Source organism: Streptomyces sp. NPDC057486 (assembly GCF_042802415.1).
Taxonomy (GTDB): domain Bacteria; phylum Actinomycetota; class Actinomycetes; order Streptomycetales; family Streptomycetaceae; genus Streptomyces; species Streptomyces yanii.
In genome coordinates this window covers 1-20748 of sequence record NZ_JBHVEE010000165.1, presented here as the reverse complement: position 1 = coordinate 20748, position 20748 = coordinate 1, and the positions used below count along the sequence as shown (strand labels likewise).

Below are 20748 nucleotides of genomic sequence, written 5' to 3'. Positions count from 1 at the left end.
GGACGAACCGGTGCCGCTGCCCGCACGGACATGGCGCCAGCACCCACGCGCACCCACGGCACAGCTCCACCCAGCCGTGCCCGGTCGAGTTCGACATCAGCGGTCTCTCGTCCCCGCAGGCTGGGCAGCCGGGGAGATCGGCGCCGCCCAGAATCGCGTTCTGTCGCCGGACGTACTCGGGCAGCCGCAGCGACGGATGGCGAAACGGATCTTCGTACCAGGCGCGGTTCGGGCCCTCCCACCAGCTCCGCAGCCACCACGGTCGTGGGTTCACTACAGCCCGCCGCCCGGCCCGCTTCTCCGCCCGGCGTTGCGCGGCATACTCCTCCGCCCGCGCCAGCCACAGCACCCGCGCCTCATGCAGTTCCTCCACCGCCCGCACCAGGGCGTCCGGGTCCGCCTCCAACTGCCGGGGGATCGCGGCGCTGAGCGTGAGGTGGTGGTACGTCGCCCGGAAGCCGTACGGCGCAAAGAGGGTGATGCAGGTCCGCAGCGCGCTGTGCCGGCGGCGGAGGGGAAGGCGAGCGTCGTGCACGTGCGCTCGGTGGGTCAGGAAACTGGTCATCGTGTGGGCGCCAGGTCCAGTGCCCGTGCCAGGGCGGAAGTGACGGCGGCAGCATGTGCTGGCAGGTGTTGTTCAGCCCAGCTTCCGGCAAGGCTGAGGAAGTCCTGCAAATCCTGCTGGGCGCCCGCGACGAGCCTGCCTACCTGGTCTACCGACAGCTCGATCACCGGGCCGCTGTCCGTCCCATGGGCGTCGAGCGTCAGCCGAACGATGTCGCCAACGCGTTCGGCCACCGAGAACGGATCGTGGCCGAAGTAGGAGCAGCCGGTACCGTCGAGCACGTCCAGCCAGTCCCGCCAGGTCTCCAGGCCGTTGCAGCAGCCCGGCTCGATGAAGACGGTGCCGGTGCTGTTGTCGGTCACCCGGAACCCTCCGGCGGCGAACAGATCCGGCATGGTGAGCAGCCCGTGCAGGAATGTGCCGAGCGGGTCGGTCGGGCACGGCCCGTGCTCCTCCTCCGGCTCGAAGTCGTTGCAGTCGGCGATCCGCATAACCGCCGTGCCGACCTCCGCCGGAGTGAGCTCCCCGTTCAGCACGAGGTAGCCATATGACTCGTGCTCGCCAACCGGCCAGAGCGCGAAGTCGTCGGCAGCGGAGATCTCCAGAACGGGTTGCATCACAATCACATGGGGATGATGCCGGACCCACTGCTACACCGCCACGGGCTTTCAGCTGCTGCATCGGGCTCGGAGCGGGCCCGCTGCCTGGGCAGCACGGAGCGTCCGTCAGCTCATCCGTGGATCGCTTCCAGGGCCTGCGCTTCGAGGTCGGCCAGGCTGTCGGGGTCGTCGTCCTGGTCGTCGTCGACGCGGTCGGCGTGCACGGTGCAGACGATGTCCGGGTCGTTGTCCATGGCGCCGGTCAGCGCCCTGTAGTAGGGCAAAGCGGCCGTTGGTGCAGAGAATGTCGAGGCCGAAAGCGCCGTTCATGAGATTCGCAGGTTGCGCAGCGAACGGCCGTTGCCTTGACCGATGGAAGCGCGTTGCCTGACGTTGCAGCGTAGTACGCAAAGTCACGGCTCGGCTTCGCAGGCAGAAGTAACTGAGCCACTTCATGAGGCGTCGCCCGAGGAGGCGGGCTGGACGAAAACGGCTCCCACCCTGAGGGCTACCCCCTCCTCCCATACGTTGGTTCCCGTCGCGGCGTGGTGCGGCTGGTCGAGGATGCCGTCGGAGCTCAGTGAGAACAAGACCGACACCCTGGAGAGGGTGGTGGACGTCCCCGTAGGGTGCGTGGATGACCGATATATCGATTGCCCCGCCTATTCCGGATCGGCGCGGCCCCGGCTGGTATCTGTGGTGGCTGGTCACCTGTCAGCGCGGCCGGTGCGCGGCCGGTGCGGCGTTGGGTAGCGCTTGGATGGTCGGCCTGACGCTGCCTCCCTTTGTGCTCTCCCGCGCGGTCGACGACGGGCTGGAGCCGGGACATGCGGGCGAGCTGGCGGGTTGGTCTGTGGTGCTGCTGGGTGTGGGAGTGCTGAACGCCTGGCTCGCCGTCATGCGGCATCGCACGATGACTCGGGTCCGGTTGGATGCCGCCTTCCGTACGGTGCAGGTTGTGGTGGCGCACGCGACGCGGCTGGGGGCCACGCTGCCGCGACGGGTGGAGGCCGGCGAGGTGGTCACGATCGGGTTCAGTGATGCGGCGGCGATGGCGAACACGCTGACCATCACCGGCCCCGGGGTCGGCGCTGTGGTCGCCTACGTCGTCGTGGCCGCGTTCTTGCTGTCCGTCTCCTGGTTGCTCGCCGTGGTCGTGTTGGTGGGTGTGCCGCTGCTCGCGCTGCTGATCGGGCCGTTGCTGGGCCGGTTGCAGGGGGTGCAGATGGCTTACCGGGAACAGCAGGGCGGGCTGGCGGCCCGGTTCGGGGACATCGTCGGGGGTTTGCGCGTCCTGGGTGGTCTTGGCGGCAAGCAGGTGTACGCCGAGCGGTATCGCCGCGATTCGCGAGCGCTGCAGGCGCAGGGGTACCGGGTCGCGGCGGTGACCAGTTGGATCGGTGCCCTCGGTGTCGGCCTGCCGATGCTGTTCCTTGCCGTGATCACCTGGCTTGCCGCCCGGATGGCTGCGCAAGGCGCCATCACCTCAGGGGAGTTGGTGGCTGTTTACGGGTATGTCGCGGTTCTGGTGGTGCCGGTGGCGTTCTTCATCGAGGGCGGCTCCGATCTCAGCCGCGGACTGGTCGCCGCACGACGTGTGCTGCGCTTCCTCGACCTGGAGCCCGATGCAGCCGACCGCGCGGCGGGTGCGGACGCACCTGGGCGGCCGTCCGTACTGCGCGATCCGGCCTCCGGCGTCGAGGTGGCGCCCGGGAAGTTGACTGCGCTGGTCAGCGCCCGGTCGTCGCAGGCCGCGGCCGTGGTCGACCGCCTCGGCCGGTTCACCGACACCGCGGTGACCTGGGGTGCGGTGCGGCTCGACGACATCGCCCTCGAGCAGGTCCGCGCCCGGATCCTGGTAGCGGATGGCGAGGCCGAACTGTTCGCCGGCCCACTGCGCGAGGTGGTCGCGGGTCGTCGGGAACGCAGCGAGGAGGCTCTCACGCGGGCCGTCCACGCGGCCATGGCGGACGACATCGTGCTCGGTCTGCGTGACGGGCTCGACGCGCCCGTCGAAGCGCAGGGTGGAAACTTCTCCGGTGGCCAGAGGCAGCGCATCCGCTTGGTGCGGGCGCTGCTGGCCGAACCTGAGGTACTGCTGGCGACCGAGCCCACCTCAGCACTGGACGCGCACACCGAAGCGGCCGTCGCGGCCCGGCTGCGTGTCGCGCGCAACGGTCGTACCACCGTGGTCACCAGTACCTCACCGCTCCTGCTGGACAAGGCGGACATCGTGTACTACCTCGTTGACGGCGAGGCAGTCGCCGCCGGAAGCCACCAGGAACTCCTTCGAAGCCAGCCCGGCTACCGCAGGCTGGTCTCGCGCGGTGCGGAGGGTGACACGGACCCGGACGGCCCTGGACGACCGCCCCGGCAGGCTGTCCGATGACCGCACGGTCACAGCAGGCGGCCGGGCAGCTGCCCGTCGCCGAGCCGTCCCATCTACGCCGTGCGGCGTTTGAGTTGATTCGCCTCGATGCACGCGCCTTCACCAGTTTGATTGCCCTTAACGCGCTGGCAGCCGGGGCCGGTCTTGCCGGCCCGTGGCTGCTCGGCCGGATCATCGACGTGGTCAAGGCGGGCGGTGGCGTGACGGCCGTGGACCGGTTCTCGCTCGCCATCGTCGTGTGCGCGGCTGCCCAATTGGTGCTTACGCGTTACGCCCGGTTGGTGGGGGACCGATTCGGCGAGCGGACTTCGGCGCGGGTGCGAGAACAGTTCGTCGACCGCGTGCTCGCGCTGCCGGCATCCGTCGTGGAGCGCGCCGGAACGGGTGATGTGACCACCCGCGGCAGTTCCGACGTCGCGGCTGTCGCCGTCGCCCTGCGCGACATCGGGCCGGACGTGCTCATCGCCGCAGTGCAGGCGTTGTTCATCCTCGGTGCGATCTTCGCCCTTGCCCCGCTGCTCGGCGCCTGTGCGGTGCTGGGTCTGAGCGGTATCTACTTCGCCGGGCGCTGGTACCTGCGCCGGGCACGCTGCGCGTATCTCGCTGAGGGAGCCGCCAACTCGGTGCTCGCGGAGCTCGTGGCGACCACGGCCTCCGGCGCGCGCACCGTCGAGGCATTCGGACTGCAGCAGCGACGCATCACCGCATGCCGGGCGGCGATCGAGAAATGCCGACGCACCCGGATGCGAACACTGTTCCTGCGCAGCGTGCTCCTTCCGTCCGTGGACGTCTCCTACGTCATTCCGGTGGTCGGTGTGCTCCTCGTCGGCGGCGTGCTGCACGACCATGGAGCGATGAGCCTGGGCGCGGTGGTCGCCTCCGCGATGTATCTGTGGCAACTGTCCGCCCCGCTGGACGTGATCCTGCAGCGTCTGGAGCAGTTGCAGAGCAGCAGCGCGTCCTTCGCCCGGGTCGAAGGGCTGGGACAGGTGCCCCAGGCACCCGCGGAGACTTCCTGTGCCCCCTCCGACGACCGCATCGAGGTGACCGGCGTGCGCTATGCCTACGACGGCGGAGGCGACGTGCTGCACGGCATCGACCTGACCGTGAAGGAGGGCGAGCGACTGGCGATCGTCGGCCCTTCCGGCGCGGGCAAGTCCACCCTGAGCAGGCTGCTCGCGGGCATTGACGCGCCTCGCACCGGAACGGTGACGGTCGGCGGGGTTCCGATCCGCGACCTCGGCCCCGACCTGCTGCGCCGGCAGATTGTTCTGATCACCCAGGAACACCACGTCTTCCTCGGCACGGTCCGCGACAATCTGCTGATCGCGGCACAGACCGCCACTGATACCGAACTCCACGCCGCCCTGGCGGCCGTCGGGGCCGAATGGGCCGAAGAGCTGCCAAACGGCCTGGACGCTGTGCTGGGCGCTGCAGGGCATCGGCTCGACGGCTCGCAAGCACAGCAACTCGCCTTGGCACGTGTAGTGCTGGCTGATCCGCACACGCTGATACTCGACGAGGCCACCGCTCTCCTCGACCCGCGTACCGCACGCCACACCGAACGTGCGCTGGCCGCCGTACTCGAAGGGCGCACCGTCATCGCCATCGCGCATCGCCTGCACACCGCCCACGACGCCGACCGGGTCGCCGTGATGGACGGCGGCCGCATCACCGAACTTGGTACCCACGACGACCTCGTAACCTCCGACGGTGCCTATGCCGCGTTGTGGCAGTCATGGCACGGCAAGCAGCCGTCGTAGGCCGCTCTGCGGCCTGAACTTGGACAAGGGAGTACTCACGGATCGCTGTCGCTCACGAGCGACGCCAGGGGACGAAACCCGTCACGGAGAGCGCGCACGGTGCGGGACGGCGGTAGTGGATGCCGTAGAGTCCTTGAGGCGGATGGGCGTTGAACCCGCAGGGGGCTGCCGGTCTTTCGGAGTTCGGAGGCGGGTCAGGGGTGGGTCAGTCGGCGAAGCGGCGGACGTAGCGTTTCTGCCAGGGGGTTTCGACGGCGCGGTGGTCGTAGTTCTGGCGCACGAAGTCCACTGCGTGACCGGCTGGGACTCCGTCCAGGACAGCGAGGCAGGCCAGGGCTGTGCCGGTGCGGCCACGGCCGCCGCCGCAGGCGATCTCGACGCGTTCGACTGCGGCACGAGCCCATGCCTCACCGAGGATGGCTTGGGCCTGGGTGTGGCTGCTTGGCAGCCAGAAGTCCGGCCAGCGCAGCCACTGGACTTCCCAGGGTGCCTCGGGGGGCTGCCTGCCGAGCAGATGGACGGCGTAGGCAGGCGTCGGACCGGCCGGGACCGGCCGACGAAGCCCGCGGCCACGGACCAGACGCCCGGAGGGAAGCCGCATCACGCCAGGGTCAGTAACGTTCCATGTCTCAGTCACCCCATCACTGTATTTCCGCGGCGGGGAAGGACCGTCTGGCTGCGTAGGTGAGAGCGGAAAGCGAATGTTGGTGATTCCTGGCATCGGTCCGCAGTCGAGAGGCCCTGGAATGTCGATGAGAAGTAGCAGTACCTGGGAGTGGGAGGGTCGGTCGGCCGAGTGGGTCAGAGTTCGATTCGGCGTTTCCACCATGGAAGGTCGGGTGCCTCGAAGGGGTTGTTGACCGTGCGCCGGAGAATCTGGTCATCCACAAGTGCGATGACTGCACACAGTCGCGTCGTGCCTTCATGCGGAGAATGTGGAGCATGATCCCGAACGGGGTGCGGACGTGGTAGTAGCCGCTTTGCAGGTCGGTGTCGTCGTATCCGTAGAAGGGAGTGACATCCCTTCGCGGTTGTCGGGAAAGCGGCACGTCCGGCGGATCCGGGCCGGCCGGACCCACTACGGACTGGCGGTCCGTACCTGGGACGCCGATCTGGCCCGGGGAGCCGACGTGATCGCAGTCGGAATGGGTGTCCGGCCGGGCTGGATTGACCCTGCTGCCCTTCTGGCAATCCGGAAGGCCGGGAGACCGGGGGCCTGGGACGTTGGCGTCCGGAAGATCGAGCCGCCGAGCAGCCAGTGCCGGGAAGCGGTCTCCGCCTCCAGTTCGGCAGCATCGGTGATCATCGAATTCAGAGTGATGTTCACGGTGCCGTCCTCGTCTCGGCGTGCCCCTGTGTCAGGTGGCCCGTTCTTCCAGCTCGAGTAGTCCCGTGGCGGCGATATGCAGGGTGCGGCCCAGCCGCTCGCCGAAGTCGACCTTTGTGGCGGCGAGTTCGGGGTCCTGCTGTGCCTCGACGACGGCCGGTGAGGGGTGCGCGAAGGGCCACAGTCCGGCCGTGCACACGACGGTCAGGGAGACCAACTCGCGGGCGGCTGCAGGGTTCAGTGCGGTGATGTGCTGTCGCAGCAGCTCCGCCAGGGCGCCCAGCAACCGGACGTGGGCTCGCTTGAAGTCGCGCGCCGACTCGGCGGAGATGTTCCGTTCGAGTTCGGAGCCCAGCGAGCTGAGCAGTTCGCACAGTTGGGTCCGGCGGGCCAGGGACCGGGCCAGGGCGTCCGTCACAGCTCGGGGCGATGCCGGTCCGGCGATGTCGGCGGACGCCAGGTCGGTGGGCAACTCCTCGATCCACTGCGCGAGGTCGCGGTTGAGGAGTTCGAAGAAGACCGCTTCCCTGGTCTCGAAGTAGCGCACGACGTTCGTCTTCGACAGCCCGACCCGCCGACTGAGCTCCCGCAGGCTGATGTCGCTGACGGGCATCTCTGTGAGGAGTTCTGCCGCGGCTGCGAGGATGGTCTGCTTGCGGACCTCGCGCTGCTCGGCACTGCGGGCGCGTTGGAAGTCGGTCGGCCGGTCGTCTGTCATCGTCGCTTCCTCGGGAACTTTCGCGGCGCCCCTGGCGTCGCTCGTGGTAACCCTATGGCCTGCCGGTGCCACCTGGAGGGGCGGGTACCGGCAGGGGGTGGATCTGGTTACCAGGTCCGCTACTGCGGATCACACGGACTCGCTCACGTGGCGCCACTTGGCGTCCGAGGCAGCAAGGGTCTCGGCCGCGAACTGGCCGACCTTGACGGCGTCTTTGCCGAGCAGCAGGTGCAGCGGCGGCTCCTCGGTCTCCACGATGTCCAGCAGGACCTGGGCGACACGGGCGGGGTCGCCGCTCTGCTTGCCGTCCGAGGCCCGCTGACGGGCGATGGCAGGTTCGACGACCGGCTTGTAGGGGTCGCTGACCGGCGGGGTGGCCATGGAGGAGCCGGCCCAGTTGGTGCGCAAGGCGCCCGGCTCGGCGACGGTCACCTTGATGCCGAGAGGGGCGACTTCCTTGGCGAGGACCTCGGAGAAGCCGCCGACGGCCCACTTGGCCGCCTGGTAGGCGCCCAGGCCGGGACCACCCACGCGTCCGCCGACGGAGGAGATCTGGATGATGTGGCCGGAGCCCTGCTCACGCAGGAGGGGAAGGGCGGCCCGGGTGACGTTCACGACGCCGTAGAGGTTGGCGTCCATCTGGTTACGGAAGGCCTCGTCGGTCACGTCCTCGATGGCGGCCATGTCGGCGTAGCCGGCGTTGTTGACGACCACGTCCAGGCGGCCGAAGGCATCGACGGCGGCCTGGACGGCCCGGCGGGAGGCTTCGGTGTCGGTTACGTCCAGCGTGACGAGGCGGACCTTGTCGCCGTACTTGTCGACGAGGTCGTTCAGGGATTCGGTGCGCCGGGCGGTGGCGACCAGGTTGTTGCCGGCCTCGAGGACGGCATCGGCGATGGAACGGCCCAGGCCGCGGGAGCTGCCGGTGACCAGCCAGGTCTTGCTCATGATGTTGCCTCGATTTCTGTGTGTCACAGGGGATCTGTTGGGGACGGGTGGTGCGGGCGAGCCCGAAGGCTCGGGACAGGGGAAGCGGGAGAGGCTCAGATGAGGAATCCGCCGTCGACCGCGAGGTGGGCGCCGGTGACGTAGGACGCCTCGTCGGAGAGCAGGAAGGCGACGGCCTTCGCCACTTCCTCGCCGGTGCCGAGTCGGCGGGCCGGGATCTTTTCGGCGATCTTCGCGACCTCTTCGGGGTTGCCCTGCTGACGGGGCACCGGGATGACGCCGGGCTGGAGTTCGTTGATCCGGATGCCGTGCTGGGCCGAGTCGGCCGCGGCCGCGCGGGTCAGGCCGCGGACGCCGTGCTTGCTCGCGCTGTAGGCGGCGCGGTGGGACAGACCGCGGTCGGCGAAGACGCTGGAGATGTTGACGATGGCGCCGCCGCCAGCCGCCTTGATCGCCGGGATCTGGTACTTCAGCCCGTAGAAGACGCCGGAGAGGTTGATCCCGATGGTCTTGTTCCACTCCTCCTCGGGCAGGTCGGGAACGTCGTGGTGGGCGCTGGAGGTGCCGGCGTTGTTCACGGCCAGGTGCAGGGCGCCGAAGTGGCGGACGGTCTCGGCGACGGCGTGCTCCACGGCATGCGGGTCGCTGACGTCGCCGGGAACGACGAGGGCCTTGCCGCCCGCCTTGGTGATCTCGTCGGCGAGCTCCCTGAGCGGCGCCTCCTGGCGGCTGACCAGAGTGACGTCGGCTCCGCGTGCGGCGAGCAGGCGGGCGATGTCGGAACCTATACCGCTTCCGGCGCCGGTCACGAGCGCGGTCTTGCCGGCGAACTGGGCGTCATGGTTCATGGGGTGTGCTCCTTGTCCAATGGGGCGGCCGGTACGGCGGGCCCTTGTGTGTGGTGTTCCGTGCGGGGCGTGACTTCGGGTTCGTCCGGAAGCGTGTTGAGGGCTCCGTACCGGCCCCCCTTGATCCGCGCGGGGTCGAACAGGGCGCCGAGACGGGCCACGTCGTCGGCGCTGAGCCGGACCGAGGTGGCCGCAAGGTTCGCGCTGATGTGGGCCGGACGTTTGGAGCCGGGGATCGGGACGACGTCGTGGGGCTGGGCCAGCAACCAGGCGAGAGCGATCTGACCGGCGGTGTTGCCCGTGCTCGCGGCGAACTCCTCCAACTCGTCGACCAACTGCCGGTTGTGGTCAAAGTTGTCGCCCTGGAACTTGGGCAGCGTGGACCGGAAGTCGTCACGGTCGAACTCGGTGCCCAGGCCAAAGGCGCCGGTGAGCATGCCGCGGCCCAGCGGGCTGTAGGGCACCAGCGTGATCCCGAGCCGCCGGCACTCCGGCAGCACTTCGGCCTCGACGCCGCGCTCCCACAGTGAGTACTCGCTCTGCAGCGCGGTGACGGGATGGACCGCGTGGGCCCGCCGCAAGATCTCCGGGGTGACCTCGCTCATGCCGATGGCCCGGACCTTGCCCTCGGCGACCAGGTCTGCCATGGCCCCCACGGTGTCCTCGACCGGGACGGCCGGGTCGATCCGGTGGTAGTAGTACAGGTCGATCCGGTCCGTGCCCAGCCGCTTCAGGCTCGCCGCGCACGCGGCCTTCACATACTCGGGACGGCCGTCGAAGAAGCTGCGGCCCCCGGGGCCGCGGCGCGCGGAGAACTTCGTCGCCACGATTGCTCGGTTCCGGCGCCCTTGGAGCGCGCGTCCCAGCAGCTCCTCGTTGTGACCGAAACCGGCCACCGGCCGGCCCGGAGTGGCGCTGCTCGCACCGTAGTAGTCCGACGTGTCGAACAGCTCCACACCGAGCTCGATCGCATTCCGGATGGTGGCGACCGAGGTGTCGGGATCCACCTCGCCGTAGAACTGCGACATCCCCATCAGCCCGAGTCCGACGGGCCGCACCGAGATGCCGGATCCGCCCAGCGGTGTCCGGGCTGCGTGTGCGGTGCCTTCGTTCATCACCTGAACCCACCTTCGCCTGTGCGACCAGCACCCCCATAAGAGGCCACTGGAACTTTATGGATTCCAAGATAACGACCCACTGGCCTCTTGTCGAATGACGGTCGCGGGTGAAGGGCAGTCGCTACGGGTGCCGAGAACCCATCCATGGCCTGTGACGTGCAGGTTTTCGCTAACGGCCGGTGATCACCGGGCGGGCGTGTCAGGCTGGTTGATCGTGCTGTTGCGCCTGCCGTACCTCGCCGTGTCGAGCGTTCGCCTTCATACGACTGCTGTCGATGAGCGATGAGCGCCCGGATCGTTCGAGTCCTCCGGAAGGCCTTCATGGAACTACGGGTGCTGCGCTACTTCCTCGCCGTCGCCGAGGCCGCGTCGGTCACCGCCGCGGCCCACCAGGCGCACATCGCCCAGCCGCCCCTCTCCCGCCAGTTGAGCGCCCTGGAGAAGGTCCTGGGCGTCTCCCTGTTCACGCGCCGGCCCCGTTCGCTGAACCTCAACGCGGCCGGGCGCCGTTTCCGCCCGATCGCCCAGGACGGTGTGCGCCACGCGGAACAGGCCGCGGAGGCGATGAGCGCCATGGCACAAGGGGAAGGAGCGGCGGTCACCGTGGTCGCTTCCCCTCCACCGTTGCCTACCTCCTTGGCCGGCAGCGACCCGGTGAAGCGGCGAGCGGACGCCCGGGGTCAGTGCCGGGGCCGGTAGGGCGGGAACCTTCCTGACTCGGCGAGGTCCTGGTTCGCGTCGGGCCAGCGGCGGCGCAGCACTGCGGCGATACGGCGGATCCAGCCGGTGACGTGTGGCAGGGCCCGGTGGGTCTCGGCGGTGTGCGCGGCGGCTTCCAGTGTTGCGATGAGCTGGAGCCGGCTGTGGTCACCTGGTGAGCGGGTGTCGAGCTGGGTGAGTCGCTGCAGGCGAACAAGCGCCCAGGACGTGCAGGCGGCGGCGAGACCGTCTCCGTACCGCTGGTCGTCCTCGGCTTCCGGGATGCCGCGGGCCAGGGCGTGGCGGTACTCGTCGGCGAGGCCTGTGGTGGTTGGATCGCCCACGGCCAGCCAGGCCGGGCCGGGCACATACAGGCACACGGCGTCGGTCAGCGCGTGGGTGTAGCCGGCGAATTCGAAGTCGATGAGGCGGGCGTCGGCCGGGCCGGTGGCGTGGAGCATGATGTTGTTGGCTTCTGCGTCACCATTGCTGAGGGCGAGGAAGGGGCCTGGATCAGCCAACTCATCCATGGCTGTGGCGAGTTCGTGGACGGTCCGGCCGCTTGGCGGCACCCCGAGCGCCGATGCGTGTCCAATCGCTTCCTTGCGGAGAGGGGCGAGTCGTCCGGCCTGGTCTGCCGCAGCGTCAACTGGCCCCAGCCTGGCCCGACGGGCGTAGTAGGTCTCGGCCCGCCCAACGGTGGCAGCGCTCAGCGCACCGCGGGCGCGGGCGAACGCCGCCAGCCGGTCGCCGTGCGCTGCCACGCCGTTCCGTCGAAGCAACTGGTCCAGGCCGACACGAGGAGCGAGGTCTTCCAGGACGAGGAATCCGGCAGCCATGTCGGCAGCGATGACGCGAGGACCAAGCCCTATCCCCACGTCCTCGCTGAGGAACTGGAGTGCCGCCACTTCCGTACGCAGCCGCCATGGAGCGGTGCGGGCCTCGCGTTGCCCGCCCGGTATGCACTTGACGACAACGGAGCGCGGAAGCGCCGAAGCACTTCGAAGCCAGGCTCGGGCTACGGTCCATGGCTCCAGCGAATCCCAACGGTTGACAGCAACTGGCGAGGCACACAGGTCGGTCAAGACGTCCTGTAGCGCATCGACTCCGCATATCCCTCCGGGAGCATCCACCACCCGCCCACCCTACGGGTCGCCCTCCACATCGGGCATGCGTGCGAGGCATCACGGCCAGCAAGTCCGGCCATCCGCCGAGCACCGTCCGGGGACGCTCCGAACAGGGTGGGTCCTGCCCTCGGCCCGCCGCCACGTCACCAGGCCCCATCTCCACGGCCTCGGTGGCCTGCTGATTGGTACGTCCCTCGTTCTGCATGGCCTCTTCGACCTCTGAAGCCTGCCGACCTCGCCTGGGTATCCAATTCTTCGGCGAAATCGCCTTCTTGTTCGCGGGCCTCCTCGTTTCAGCCGGCCGGCTGATGGCTCACCGCCGTTGCCCGGAGCCAGACCGGGGGATCTCCCTGCCCCGCCACATTGCCTGCCGCAAGGAAAGGAACGGTCGTTGGTCCCGCCAGGCCCCACTCGCCCCGCCGCGAGAACAGCCGCCCTGTCCAGCAGGCCCCGGCGGCTCCCGACTCAGACTCCCTCTCCCCTGTCGGCCGCCGCGTTCTCGGGAACGGGAAGCCCCACGCCCGCCCGAATCTCGGCGTCCAGTTGCACGGTCACCTCGGTGTCCCTTTCCGCTTGCTTGATTGCCGCGAGGAACGCGCCGGTGTCCGCGGCCCGCGCGGCCTGCTCCCAAGATGGAACGGCCGCCTCGAAGATCACCACGATCTCCCCCGCCGGCCCCCGAACATCGCCTGGCAGCCCGCCTCGGGCTTCCCCGAGCATCCGGGCAGTCTCCGCGTGCGCTGCGGCCATCTGCCCGGCCCATCTACTTGCTGTGGCCAGGTCCTTGTCGGGCCCCTGCTGAGGGGCCCGAAGCTGTGCTTCCAACAGTGGCCGGAACGCTGAGATGTACGCGTACTGGGCCGGTTCGAAATCGCTCTCGTCCTTCCGTATCGACTCCTCCAGATCCCCTTGCGGTTTACCGGCCCAGCACAGGACGGTGCGCCCGCCACGCTCCCATCCGCCGTGGTCCGGGTAGTAGAAGTACGTCTGCAACCGGCCGTGAGCCGTGAGGTCCAGCGCATAGTCCAGGAGAAGCGCCCCGCACCGATCGCGAGAGGTCTTCATGACCTCTTCCGTACCGGGGAACGCTCCCTGGCCGGTCAGCTCGAAGCTGCCATAGATCTCGCCGCGGTGCGGCTCCTCACAAGGCAGCCGCTCCGCCGTGCCGTTCCTGAGCGGTCCCTGGTTGTCCTGCGACAGTTCAGTGCCCGGGGTGAAACAGTCCCCCGTCTCCAGAGCGAAGACGCTCATCCCACTGCCACCCCTGACCGGCACGCCCGGTGAGTTGCCCGACCAGACCGAGAAACGCAGCGCCCCGACCATCATCAAGAGAGCGAGAACCAGCACCACTCCGGAGACAGCGATGCCGGCCACCGCGAGCCCCCTGCCACGCTCGCCACGGCGGGATATCCGGACCAGCGCAATGATCCCGAAGACCAGCCCCAAGGGCGCCAGACAGACGAGCGAGACGACGAGCGACGCGATGGCGAACCCGCTGACCGGCGACGATGGGGCCATCTGCGGCCCGGGCCAGGCAGGCGGCCCGTAGGAGGGCGGGTGCCCCGGTGGCTGGGGCTGATTCGGGGGCGGATGCATCATATGCACAGCTCACTCTCTCGTTCGCTGGGGAGCCCGTTCGTGTCTCCGTCACTCGCGAATGGACCGTACTGTCGTTTCCACGAGGAATCACAGGGTCGCAACCATCCAGCTCACGTAGCGGTACGTTGCCGAACCCCGGCAATCACGCCTGCCCCCAAGTCAGGGAAAGCGAGCAATTGTCAAGAGTTGTGGGGCAGTAGCGGCTCACCGCGACGTGCGGCTCAGGTGCGCGAGACCTTGGATGGCGCCCAGGCGGGTGTGCAGGGTGGGCTCTGGGGCCGGCGTGCTGGTGAGCAAGAGGACCTGGACCTCCGGGTGTTCCGACGTGTCCTTCGACGACGCCGGAGTTCCAGGGCAGGGTGAGGCCGGCGATGACGGCGTCACGGTCGCGGTCGATGCCTGCGGCGAGGGTGTGGATGGTGGGCAGGTCGTCCTTGCGGACGGCATCGAGCCACTCCGGTAGCCGTTCGCCCCCGCGCTCGGTGAGCGTTCGGGCGAAGGAAGAACGGAGGTCATATCCCCTGGTGTGGTGCAGCGGCGGGCAGCTGTTCTCTGCCCTGGGTGGTCGGCAACCTGTCGCGGTGCCCGTCGCGTCAAGTGGTGATGGCATGGACCGTCGCGTGCGCCGGGCCAGGAAGCGGTTCGCGAAGAAGGTGCTCCATGGACTGTTTGCGGCCCGACCGCGATCGGCCGATGTGGTTGCTGGATATGGAGACGGGCGAGCGCGTGGACGTCCTGCCGGACCGGACCCGCGGCGCCGGCCGGTGAGTCGCTGCGCGTCGCGCGGGCGGCGTACGCGGTCCGGTTTCCGTTCGTCGTGACCGCTGGCCACCTCGCCCAGGCCCTCGCCAAGGCGAACCACTGGGAGATCGAGCCCATGTGGCTGCGTCCGGTGGACAACGGCCGCGGCTTCGGTCACAAGACCGAGTGGAGCGCGGCGCCCGATCAGGGGTAGCGGACCGTGTCGAACCGGTCCGCGATCGCCACGTCCGCCTCGATCGCGGCGGCCGCGTCGCGCAGGGCGGGCAGGAGGGCGTCGCGGGTCGCCTCCAGTGGGGTGTCGCCGGAGTGCTGGGCGACGTTGAGTGCGGCGACAGTACGGCCGGCCGGGTTGCGCAGGGGCACGGCGACGGACCGCAGGCCCTCCTCCAGCTCCTCGTCGATCACCGCGTGGCCGTCGGCTGCGACCTGGCGCAGGATGCGTCCCAGGTCCGCCGGGTCGATGACCGTGTGGGGGGTGAGGGCACGCGGGGCGGAGTCGGTGAGGAGCCGGTCACGCTCGGGTTCGGGCAGACCTGCGAGGAGGACGCGGCCCATCGCGGTCGGGTAGGCGGGGAAGCGGGTGCCCAGCGTGATGTCGACGCTCATGACGCGGGTGATCGGCACGCGGGCCACGTAGAGGATGTCCGTGCCGTCCAGGACCGTCACCGACGCGGACTCCTGCACACGGGTGACCAGATCGCGCAGGTGCGGCTGGGCGAGGTCGGCGAAGGCCGGCATGGACAGGCGGGCGTAGCCCAGTTCCAGGACGCGGGGCAGCGGACGGAACAGGGGGCCGTCGGCGCCGACGTATCCCTCGTTCTGGAGGGTGCGCAGGCTGCGGTAGACGGTGGTGCGGGGCAGTCCGGTGGCCTCGGCGAGCGCGGTGACGGGCAGACCGGCGGGCGGGGCGCCGTCCAGGGCGCGCAGGACGGCGAGGCCGCGGGCGAGGGACTGCAGCACGACGGGCCCGGTCACGGGCCGCGTGGCAGGGCGGGCCGCGGGCGCCGGGCCGTCCGCCGCCGCGAGCCGGGCGGCCTCTTCCCGGAGGGTCGGCAGTACAGCGTCCGCAAGCCCCTGAGCGGTGTGGCGGCTGGTGTGGCTCACGGCGCTGAGCGCGCCGCGCACGGTGCCGTCGTCGCCGCGCACCGGCACGGCCACGGCGACCAGACCGGGCTCGACGAGCTGGTCGTCCAGCGCCCAGCCCTGCCGCCGCGCGCGCTCGGCCCCGCGCCGGAACTCCTCCTCGGCAACCGGGTGCGGCGCCACGGCGGGGAAGCCGGTGCCCTCCGGGTCGGCGGCGGTGCGCTCGCGCCAGCGCGCCCAGTCGGCCTCGTCCCATGCGGTGGCGAACACGAGCCCCGCCGCGCACCGCTCGGCGGGCAGCAGGTCACCGATGCGGAAGGCGACGGACATGGCGCGACGCCGGGTGGCCTGCGCGGTGAACCGCACGCCGTCCCGGTCCGGCACCGCGAGGGACACCGACTCGTCCAGCTCCCGCGCGAGCCGGGCGGCGCGGGCGGCGGCCTCGTGGGTGAGGCCGCTCGTGGACAGATAGGCGTTGCCCAACTCCATCAGGGGCGGGGCGAGGTACAGCTCCTGCCCCTGCTGCCGTACGTAGCCGAGGCTCACCAGGGTGGCCACGACCCGGTCGACCGTGGAACGGGCGAGCCCCGTGGCACGCACCAGATCGCCGGCGCGCACCTGCTCGGGTTCACGGGCCGCGGCGAGCGCGCGCAGCACGGCGAGACCGCGCTGCAGGGGACGTACGGAGTCATCGGACATGGAACCGTCTTTCAACCGTTGACATCGGCGCGGGGGTGGTCCCACACTCTCGGGAATCGAATTCTGAACCATAGTTCACCAGGCGGACAAGTGCGACGTGGAGAGCCGCTCCCTTCCACGCAATCCCTGGCACCGGTCCGCCCACCCGCCCCCCGTCCCTTCCCGCGTGAGCGAGTCCCCTATGGCTTCTTCGCAGACATCGCAGACATCTGTGCAGTCCCGGTCGTTCAGATCCGTCGCTGTTGTCATCGCCCTGTGCTGGCTGGCCGTCTTCTTCGACGGCATGGACGTCAACATCTACGGCGCGACCATGCCCCACCTGCTCGCCGACGACGGCCTCGGCTTCAGCCCCGGCATCGCCGGCACCGTGGGCAGCTGGACCACGTTCGGCATGCTGATCGGCGCCCTGCTCGCGGGCACGCTCACCGACTGGCTGGGCCGCAAGCCACTGGTCGCCGCCAGCGTCATGCTGTTCTCCGTGGGTTCCGCGGTGTGCGCGCTCGCCCCGTCGGCGGGCGTGTTCGGCGCCGGGCGCTTCGTCTCGGGGCTCGGCCTCGGCGGTCTGATGCCGATCGGCCTCGCGATCGTGGCCGAGTTCGCGCCGCCGCGCCGGGCCGCGCTCGCCACCGGCCTGCTGATGACCTCGTACCACGCCGGCGGCATGGCGGCCACGGGCATCGGCCTGGCCGTCGCGCCCGAGCACGGCTGGCGCTGGGTGTTCTGGGCGGGCGTGATCCCCGCCGTGATCGCGGTGCCGCTGGTCCTGAAGTGGCTGCCGGAATCGCCGGGCGTCCTCTACGCGAAGGGCCGCACCGACGCCGCGTACGCCGTCGCCGACCGCTTCGGCCTCGACCGGCCGGGCACCACCGAGGCCCCGCAGGCCGGGGCCAAGGGCCGCATGTCGGCGATCGGCGCGCTGTTCGCACCGGGCACCCGGTGGGCGACGCCGCTGCTGTGGATCGCCTCGTTCGCGGGTCTGCTCCTCGTCTACGGGGTCTCCACCTGGCTGCCGGAACTGATGCGCGCCTCCGGCTATTCACTGACCTCCTCCGTCACCTTCCTCATGGTCATCAACGCCGGCGGCATCGTCGGCATGCTCGTCGCGGGCCGCACCGCGGACCGGTTCGGCCCGGTCAAGGTCTCCGCGATCTGGTTCGTACTGACCGCCTGCGGCGCCTTCCTCCTCAGGACCCACCTGCCGCTTGGCGTCGCGTACGCCGTCGTCTTCCTGACCGGCGTCTGGCTGTTCAGCGCCCAGACGATGGTCTACGCGGCCACCGCCCGCGTCTACGCACCCGCCGAACGGGCCACCGGCCTGGGCTGGGTCACCGGCATCGGCCGCATCGGCGCGGTCGTCGGCCCCTCGCTCGGCGGCGCAGTCGTCGCGGGCGGCAACGCGGGCCTCGGCTTCACCACCTTCGCCGTGGCGGCCGTACTCGGCGCCACCGCGATCACACTGGTCCCCCTGGCCCGGCGCGGCCGCCCGGCCCGCAGCGCCGCCCCCGCCCCCGCGCAGACAGCGGCCTGAGACCTGCGCGATATCCCGTGGGTTCGGTCGGGCGCCGCTCGGAGCGGGAACCGTCCTGAGCAGCGGATCCCGAGACAGCGGCGCGGAACTCGCGGGATATCGCGTACATCCGGGAGAAGTCCCTCGAAGGCCAAGCCTCCGCCCGCGAGCGCGGACGGCACGGAGAACGCCCAAACGTGATCGACGACGACATGGCCGCCCATGCACGATCCCTGCGGGCCCACGGGGGTCAGCCATGCTCGGCCGCCGCCAACGCCTTCCGTGCCCGGCTCTTCGCGCTGCGACGCCTGTACAAGCGGGCAGAGAAGAAGGTCAGAACCTCCATCGTCTCCCGCACCGGATCTCCTCGACCTCGCCGTCGCCAAGAACGACCGGGCTGCGGCCCGTCGCGGAAACAAGTCATAAGAATTCTTATGGAAGCCGATACATGAATGGATGATCGGTGATGGATTCTGGGGTTGTCCGAGTGCCGCTCCACAAGTCGCGGCACACCTCGTTGCATCTCTTCCACCACCAAGGCAAGGCACACCCATGTCGAAGATTCTGATGGTCATCTCCGCCGCCACCAGCCTGAAGCTGGCCGACGGATCCACCCACCCCACGGGCTACTGGGCCGAGGAGGTCGCCGCCTCGCACAAGGTCCTCAAGGCCGCCGGCGCGGACGTCGACATCGCCACCCCGGCCGGCGCGCGCCCCACGGTCGACACCCTCAGCCTCAGTGAGCAGGGCGGCGTCTCCGAGGCCGACGCCGAGGAGTTCCGCACCTACCTCGCAGGCATCGCGGAGGAGCTCTCGACGCCGCTCGCCCTGTCCGAGGTGACGATGGGCGACTACGACGCGATCTACATTCCCGGCGGCCACGCCCCGATGGCCGACCTGGTGCAGGACGCCGACCTCGGCCGCCTGCTGAACGAGGCAGACGCGCAGGGCAAGACCGTGGCCGCCCTGTGCCACGGTGCCGCCGGCCTGCTGAGCGCGACCGAGGACGACGGCAGCTTCACGTTCGCCGGCCGGGCCCTGACATCGTTCACGGATGAGGAGGAGAGCCAGGGCGGGCTGGGCGAGAACGCGCCGTTCCTGGTCGAGAACCGGCTGCGGGCCGAGGGCGCCGTCCTGCAGACCGGTGCGGCCTGGAGCAACACCGTCGTCGTGGACGACAACCTGATCACCGGTCAGAACCCGCAGTCGAGCACAAGTACGGCCGATGCCGTCCTGAAGACCCTCGTCGGCTGAACCGAGCCCCTCGCGCAGATCGTCGGCCGGGAGTGAGCGCCGGCCTGCCGCTCACTCCCGGCCGACGGCCCGGCCCGTTCGACACCGGAGCACCGATGATGAAAGAGGAATGCCTGCGACCGCCCCGGTCCTCGACGGAGGTCTCGACCACATCGCCATCCGCGTCCACGACATCGACACCTCGGTGCACTTCTGCACCCAGGGGCTCGGCTTCCGGTCCGTACGGGAGTGGAGCGCCCCGCAGGGCGGCGTGTACCGTGCCGTGTTCCTCGACGCCGGTGACGACCGTCTCATCGAGTTGTTCGACGCGCCACCCTCGAGCTGCCACGCCGCACGGACCGGGTAACCGGCACCCCTGGACAAGTGATGGAAGGAAGACCGCGTGCCGAGCCTGGACCTGCTGGCCACATTCCTGGAGATCTATCGCGCGGGTTCCCTCTCCGCCGCAGCTCAGCGGCTCGGCGTGACCCAGCCCGCCGTCACCGGCCAACTCGCCCGGCTCGAGGAGCAGATCGGCGAGCGGCTGTTCGTCCGCTCCCGCCAGGGCGTCGCCCCCACACCTCGAGCCGCCGCCCTCGCAACCCGCGTGAGCCTGCACCTGGACGGACTCCGCGACGTCCTGGGCTCCACGGAGACCGAACCAGCACTGCGCGGAACGGTACGGATCGGCGGTGCGGCCGAGGCCATGACCGTCCGGGTGCTGCCCGCGCTCGCCCCGCTGACCGCCCGCGGGCTCTACCTCCACGTGACGCTCGGTCTGGCCCAGGACCTTCTCGCCGAGCTGGCCGAGGGCCGGCTCGACCTGGTCGTCTCCGCCGTCCGCCCGACGCACCCGGCGGTGCTGGCGGTGCCGCTCGTGGACGAGGAGTTCCTCCTTGTCGGCGCGCCGGCCACCGCCCACACCGTGGACGCCGACAGGCTCCGAACTGCCCCCGCGGACGCACTCGCCGCCCTGCCGCTCGTCGCCTACTCGGAGGACCTTCCCATCGTGCGCCGCTACTGGCGCAGCGAGTTCGGGCAGCGCCCCGCCAACCCCGTAGCTCTCGTCGTCCCCGACCTCCGCGCGGTCCTGGCCGCCGTCGAGGCGGGAGCAGGCGTCTCCGTCCTGCCGCACTACCTCGTCGAACCGGCCCTGGCGGCGGGCAGCGTCGTCCAGCTCCACGAACCTGAAGTCGCGCCGCTCAACACCCTCTACCTCGCCACACGCCGCGGCGCCCCGGCCAACCCGGCCACCACCGTCGTACGCGACCGGCTCATTGAGGCGGCAGCGCAGTGGGGTGGGCTCTGACGGGGCGGGTTCGGTGCCGCCGCGCACCTCGGACGGCTGGATGAGCCGCTGGATCGGTGAGGTCGGGCGGAAGCGGCCGATGAACTCGCGCTGCGCGGCGTCGAAGGTCTCCGCCTCGGGGATTGTGCGCCACCAGCGCGGTGTCGGGCCGCGGGCTCAGGCGAGGGCGGCGACCAGCAGGGCGAAGGCGGCGATGATGATGGCGACGCGGACGTAGTGGTAGCGGTCCCAGCGGTTCATCTGCTCCTTCCAGTCGGCGGGCCGGTTGTCAGGGGTCCACGTCTTGCCCCGGTTGTTGATCGGGACGAGCAGCAGGATCGACATGATCACGCTGACGATCAGCAGTGCGGCGGCGGTGACGACGAGGCCGGTGCCGTGGTGGTGCCATCCCGCGACAGCCCAGACCGCGACGAGGACGAGTGAGCCGATATACCAGAACGGCATCACGGCGCCGA

The 20748-nt window shown here is 69.9% G+C and carries 21 protein-coding genes; 8 read left to right on the top strand and 13 right to left on the bottom strand.

What is annotated here, in order from left to right:
• The 4 genes from ACFU6I_RS42355 to ACFU6I_RS42340 form a co-directional block, all read right to left on the bottom strand.
• On the bottom strand, positions 1-535 hold a 535-nt coding region (locus ACFU6I_RS42355), incomplete at its 3' end, for a hypothetical protein (protein WP_384378003.1).
• 26 nt (positions 536-561) lie between these two features.
• Positions 562-1056: a hypothetical protein gene (locus ACFU6I_RS42350; protein WP_384378000.1), complete on the bottom strand. Its 495-nt coding sequence runs from the start codon at positions 1054-1056 to the stop codon at positions 562-564.
• 239 nt (positions 1057-1295) lie between these two features.
• On the bottom strand, positions 1296-1448 hold the full coding sequence (locus ACFU6I_RS42345) for a hypothetical protein (RefSeq protein WP_384377997.1): 153 nt from the start codon (positions 1446-1448) through the stop codon (positions 1296-1298).
• 168 nt (positions 1449-1616) lie between these two features.
• Positions 1617-1754, bottom strand: a complete 138-nt coding sequence (locus tag ACFU6I_RS42340; protein ID WP_384377994.1) for a hypothetical protein — start codon at positions 1752-1754, stop codon at positions 1617-1619.
• 47 nt (positions 1755-1801) lie between these two features.
• Here ACFU6I_RS42340 and ACFU6I_RS42335 point away from each other — a divergent pair, with 47 nt between their 5' ends.
• Both ACFU6I_RS42335 and ACFU6I_RS42330 read left to right on the top strand, forming a co-directional pair.
• Complete coding sequence (locus ACFU6I_RS42335) at positions 1802-3553, top strand: ABC transporter transmembrane domain-containing protein (protein ID WP_384377991.1); 1752 nt, start codon at positions 1802-1804, stop codon at positions 3551-3553.
• Positions 3550-5316 carry an ABC transporter ATP-binding protein gene (locus ACFU6I_RS42330; RefSeq protein ID WP_384377988.1) on the top strand — a complete coding sequence of 589 codons (1767 nt, stop codon included), beginning with the start codon at positions 3550-3552 and terminating at the stop codon, positions 5314-5316. Before ACFU6I_RS42335 ends, ACFU6I_RS42330 begins: the two co-directional genes overlap by 4 nt.
• A gap of 205 nt (positions 5317-5521) precedes the next feature.
• On the opposite strand, the gene ACFU6I_RS42325 is transcribed toward ACFU6I_RS42330, so the two are convergent.
• From ACFU6I_RS42325 to ACFU6I_RS42305, 5 genes are all read right to left on the bottom strand, one after another.
• The gene (locus ACFU6I_RS42325; RefSeq protein WP_384377985.1) at positions 5522-5953 is read right to left on the bottom strand and encodes a protein phosphatase; all 432 of its coding nucleotides are present in this window, start codon (positions 5951-5953) and stop codon (positions 5522-5524) included.
• Between the two features lie 721 nt (positions 5954-6674).
• A complete protein-coding gene (locus ACFU6I_RS42320) occupies positions 6675-7361 on the bottom strand; it encodes a TetR family transcriptional regulator (protein WP_384377982.1) in 687 nt (228 codons plus the stop codon).
• 129 nt (positions 7362-7490) lie between these two features.
• Complete coding sequence (locus tag ACFU6I_RS42315) at positions 7491-8309, bottom strand: SDR family NAD(P)-dependent oxidoreductase (RefSeq protein WP_384377979.1); 819 nt, start codon at positions 8307-8309, stop codon at positions 7491-7493.
• A gap of 95 nt (positions 8310-8404) precedes the next feature.
• Complete coding sequence (locus tag ACFU6I_RS42310) at positions 8405-9157, bottom strand: SDR family NAD(P)-dependent oxidoreductase (protein ID WP_384377976.1); 753 nt, start codon at positions 9155-9157, stop codon at positions 8405-8407.
• On the bottom strand, positions 9154-10275 hold the full coding sequence (locus ACFU6I_RS42305) for an aldo/keto reductase (RefSeq protein ID WP_384377973.1): 1122 nt from the start codon (positions 10273-10275) through the stop codon (positions 9154-9156). The genes ACFU6I_RS42310 and ACFU6I_RS42305 overlap by 4 nt, the downstream gene beginning before the upstream one ends.
• A gap of 282 nt (positions 10276-10557) precedes the next feature.
• On the opposite strand from ACFU6I_RS42305, the gene ACFU6I_RS42300 reads away from it, so the two are divergent.
• Entirely contained in the window at positions 10558-10974 is a 417-nt protein-coding gene (locus ACFU6I_RS42300) for a LysR family transcriptional regulator (protein ID WP_384377970.1), read from the top strand.
• Here ACFU6I_RS42300 and ACFU6I_RS42295 read toward each other — a convergent pair.
• The gene (locus ACFU6I_RS42295; RefSeq protein WP_384377967.1) at positions 10956-11813 is read right to left on the bottom strand and encodes a phosphotransferase; all 858 of its coding nucleotides are present in this window, start codon (positions 11811-11813) and stop codon (positions 10956-10958) included. The two genes, ACFU6I_RS42300 and ACFU6I_RS42295, sit on opposite strands and share 19 nt — an antisense overlap.
• A 753-nt stretch (positions 11814-12566) precedes the next feature.
• A complete protein-coding gene (locus ACFU6I_RS42290; protein WP_384377964.1) occupies positions 12567-13619 on the bottom strand; it encodes a DUF4190 domain-containing protein in 1053 nt (350 codons plus the stop codon).
• An 898-nt stretch (positions 13620-14517) separates the two neighbouring features.
• Between ACFU6I_RS42290 and ACFU6I_RS42285 the strand changes: the two genes are divergently transcribed.
• Complete coding sequence (locus tag ACFU6I_RS42285; protein ID WP_384377961.1) at positions 14518-14655, top strand: hypothetical protein; 138 nt, start codon at positions 14518-14520, stop codon at positions 14653-14655.
• On the opposite strand, the gene ACFU6I_RS42280 is transcribed toward ACFU6I_RS42285, so the two are convergent.
• Complete coding sequence (locus ACFU6I_RS42280) at positions 14646-16244, bottom strand: IclR family transcriptional regulator C-terminal domain-containing protein (protein ID WP_384377958.1); 1599 nt, start codon at positions 16242-16244, stop codon at positions 14646-14648. The genes ACFU6I_RS42285 and ACFU6I_RS42280 overlap by 10 nt on opposite strands.
• Before the next feature lie 181 nt (positions 16245-16425).
• Here ACFU6I_RS42280 and ACFU6I_RS42275 point away from each other — a divergent pair, with 181 nt between their 5' ends.
• The 4 genes from ACFU6I_RS42275 to ACFU6I_RS42260 all read left to right on the top strand — a co-directional run bounded on the left by ACFU6I_RS42275 (position 16426) and on the right by ACFU6I_RS42260 (position 20293).
• Positions 16426-17772 (top strand): MFS transporter, encoded by a 1347-nt coding sequence (locus tag ACFU6I_RS42275; RefSeq protein ID WP_384377955.1) that lies wholly within the window; start codon positions 16426-16428, stop codon positions 17770-17772.
• A gap of 531 nt (positions 17773-18303) precedes the next feature.
• A complete protein-coding gene (locus ACFU6I_RS42270) occupies positions 18304-19005 on the top strand; it encodes a type 1 glutamine amidotransferase domain-containing protein (RefSeq protein WP_384377952.1) in 702 nt (233 codons plus the stop codon).
• A 109-nt stretch (positions 19006-19114) separates the two neighbouring features.
• Positions 19115-19351, top strand: a complete 237-nt coding sequence (locus ACFU6I_RS42265; protein WP_384377949.1) for a VOC family protein — start codon at positions 19115-19117, stop codon at positions 19349-19351.
• A gap of 36 nt (positions 19352-19387) precedes the next feature.
• The gene (locus tag ACFU6I_RS42260; RefSeq protein WP_384377946.1) at positions 19388-20293 is read left to right on the top strand and encodes a LysR family transcriptional regulator; all 906 of its coding nucleotides are present in this window, start codon (positions 19388-19390) and stop codon (positions 20291-20293) included.
• 156 nt (positions 20294-20449) lie between these two features.
• Here ACFU6I_RS42260 and ACFU6I_RS42255 read toward each other — a convergent pair.
• The coding region (locus tag ACFU6I_RS42255) for an anthrone oxygenase family protein (protein ID WP_384377943.1) at positions 20450-20748 on the bottom strand (299 nt) is incomplete at its 5' end.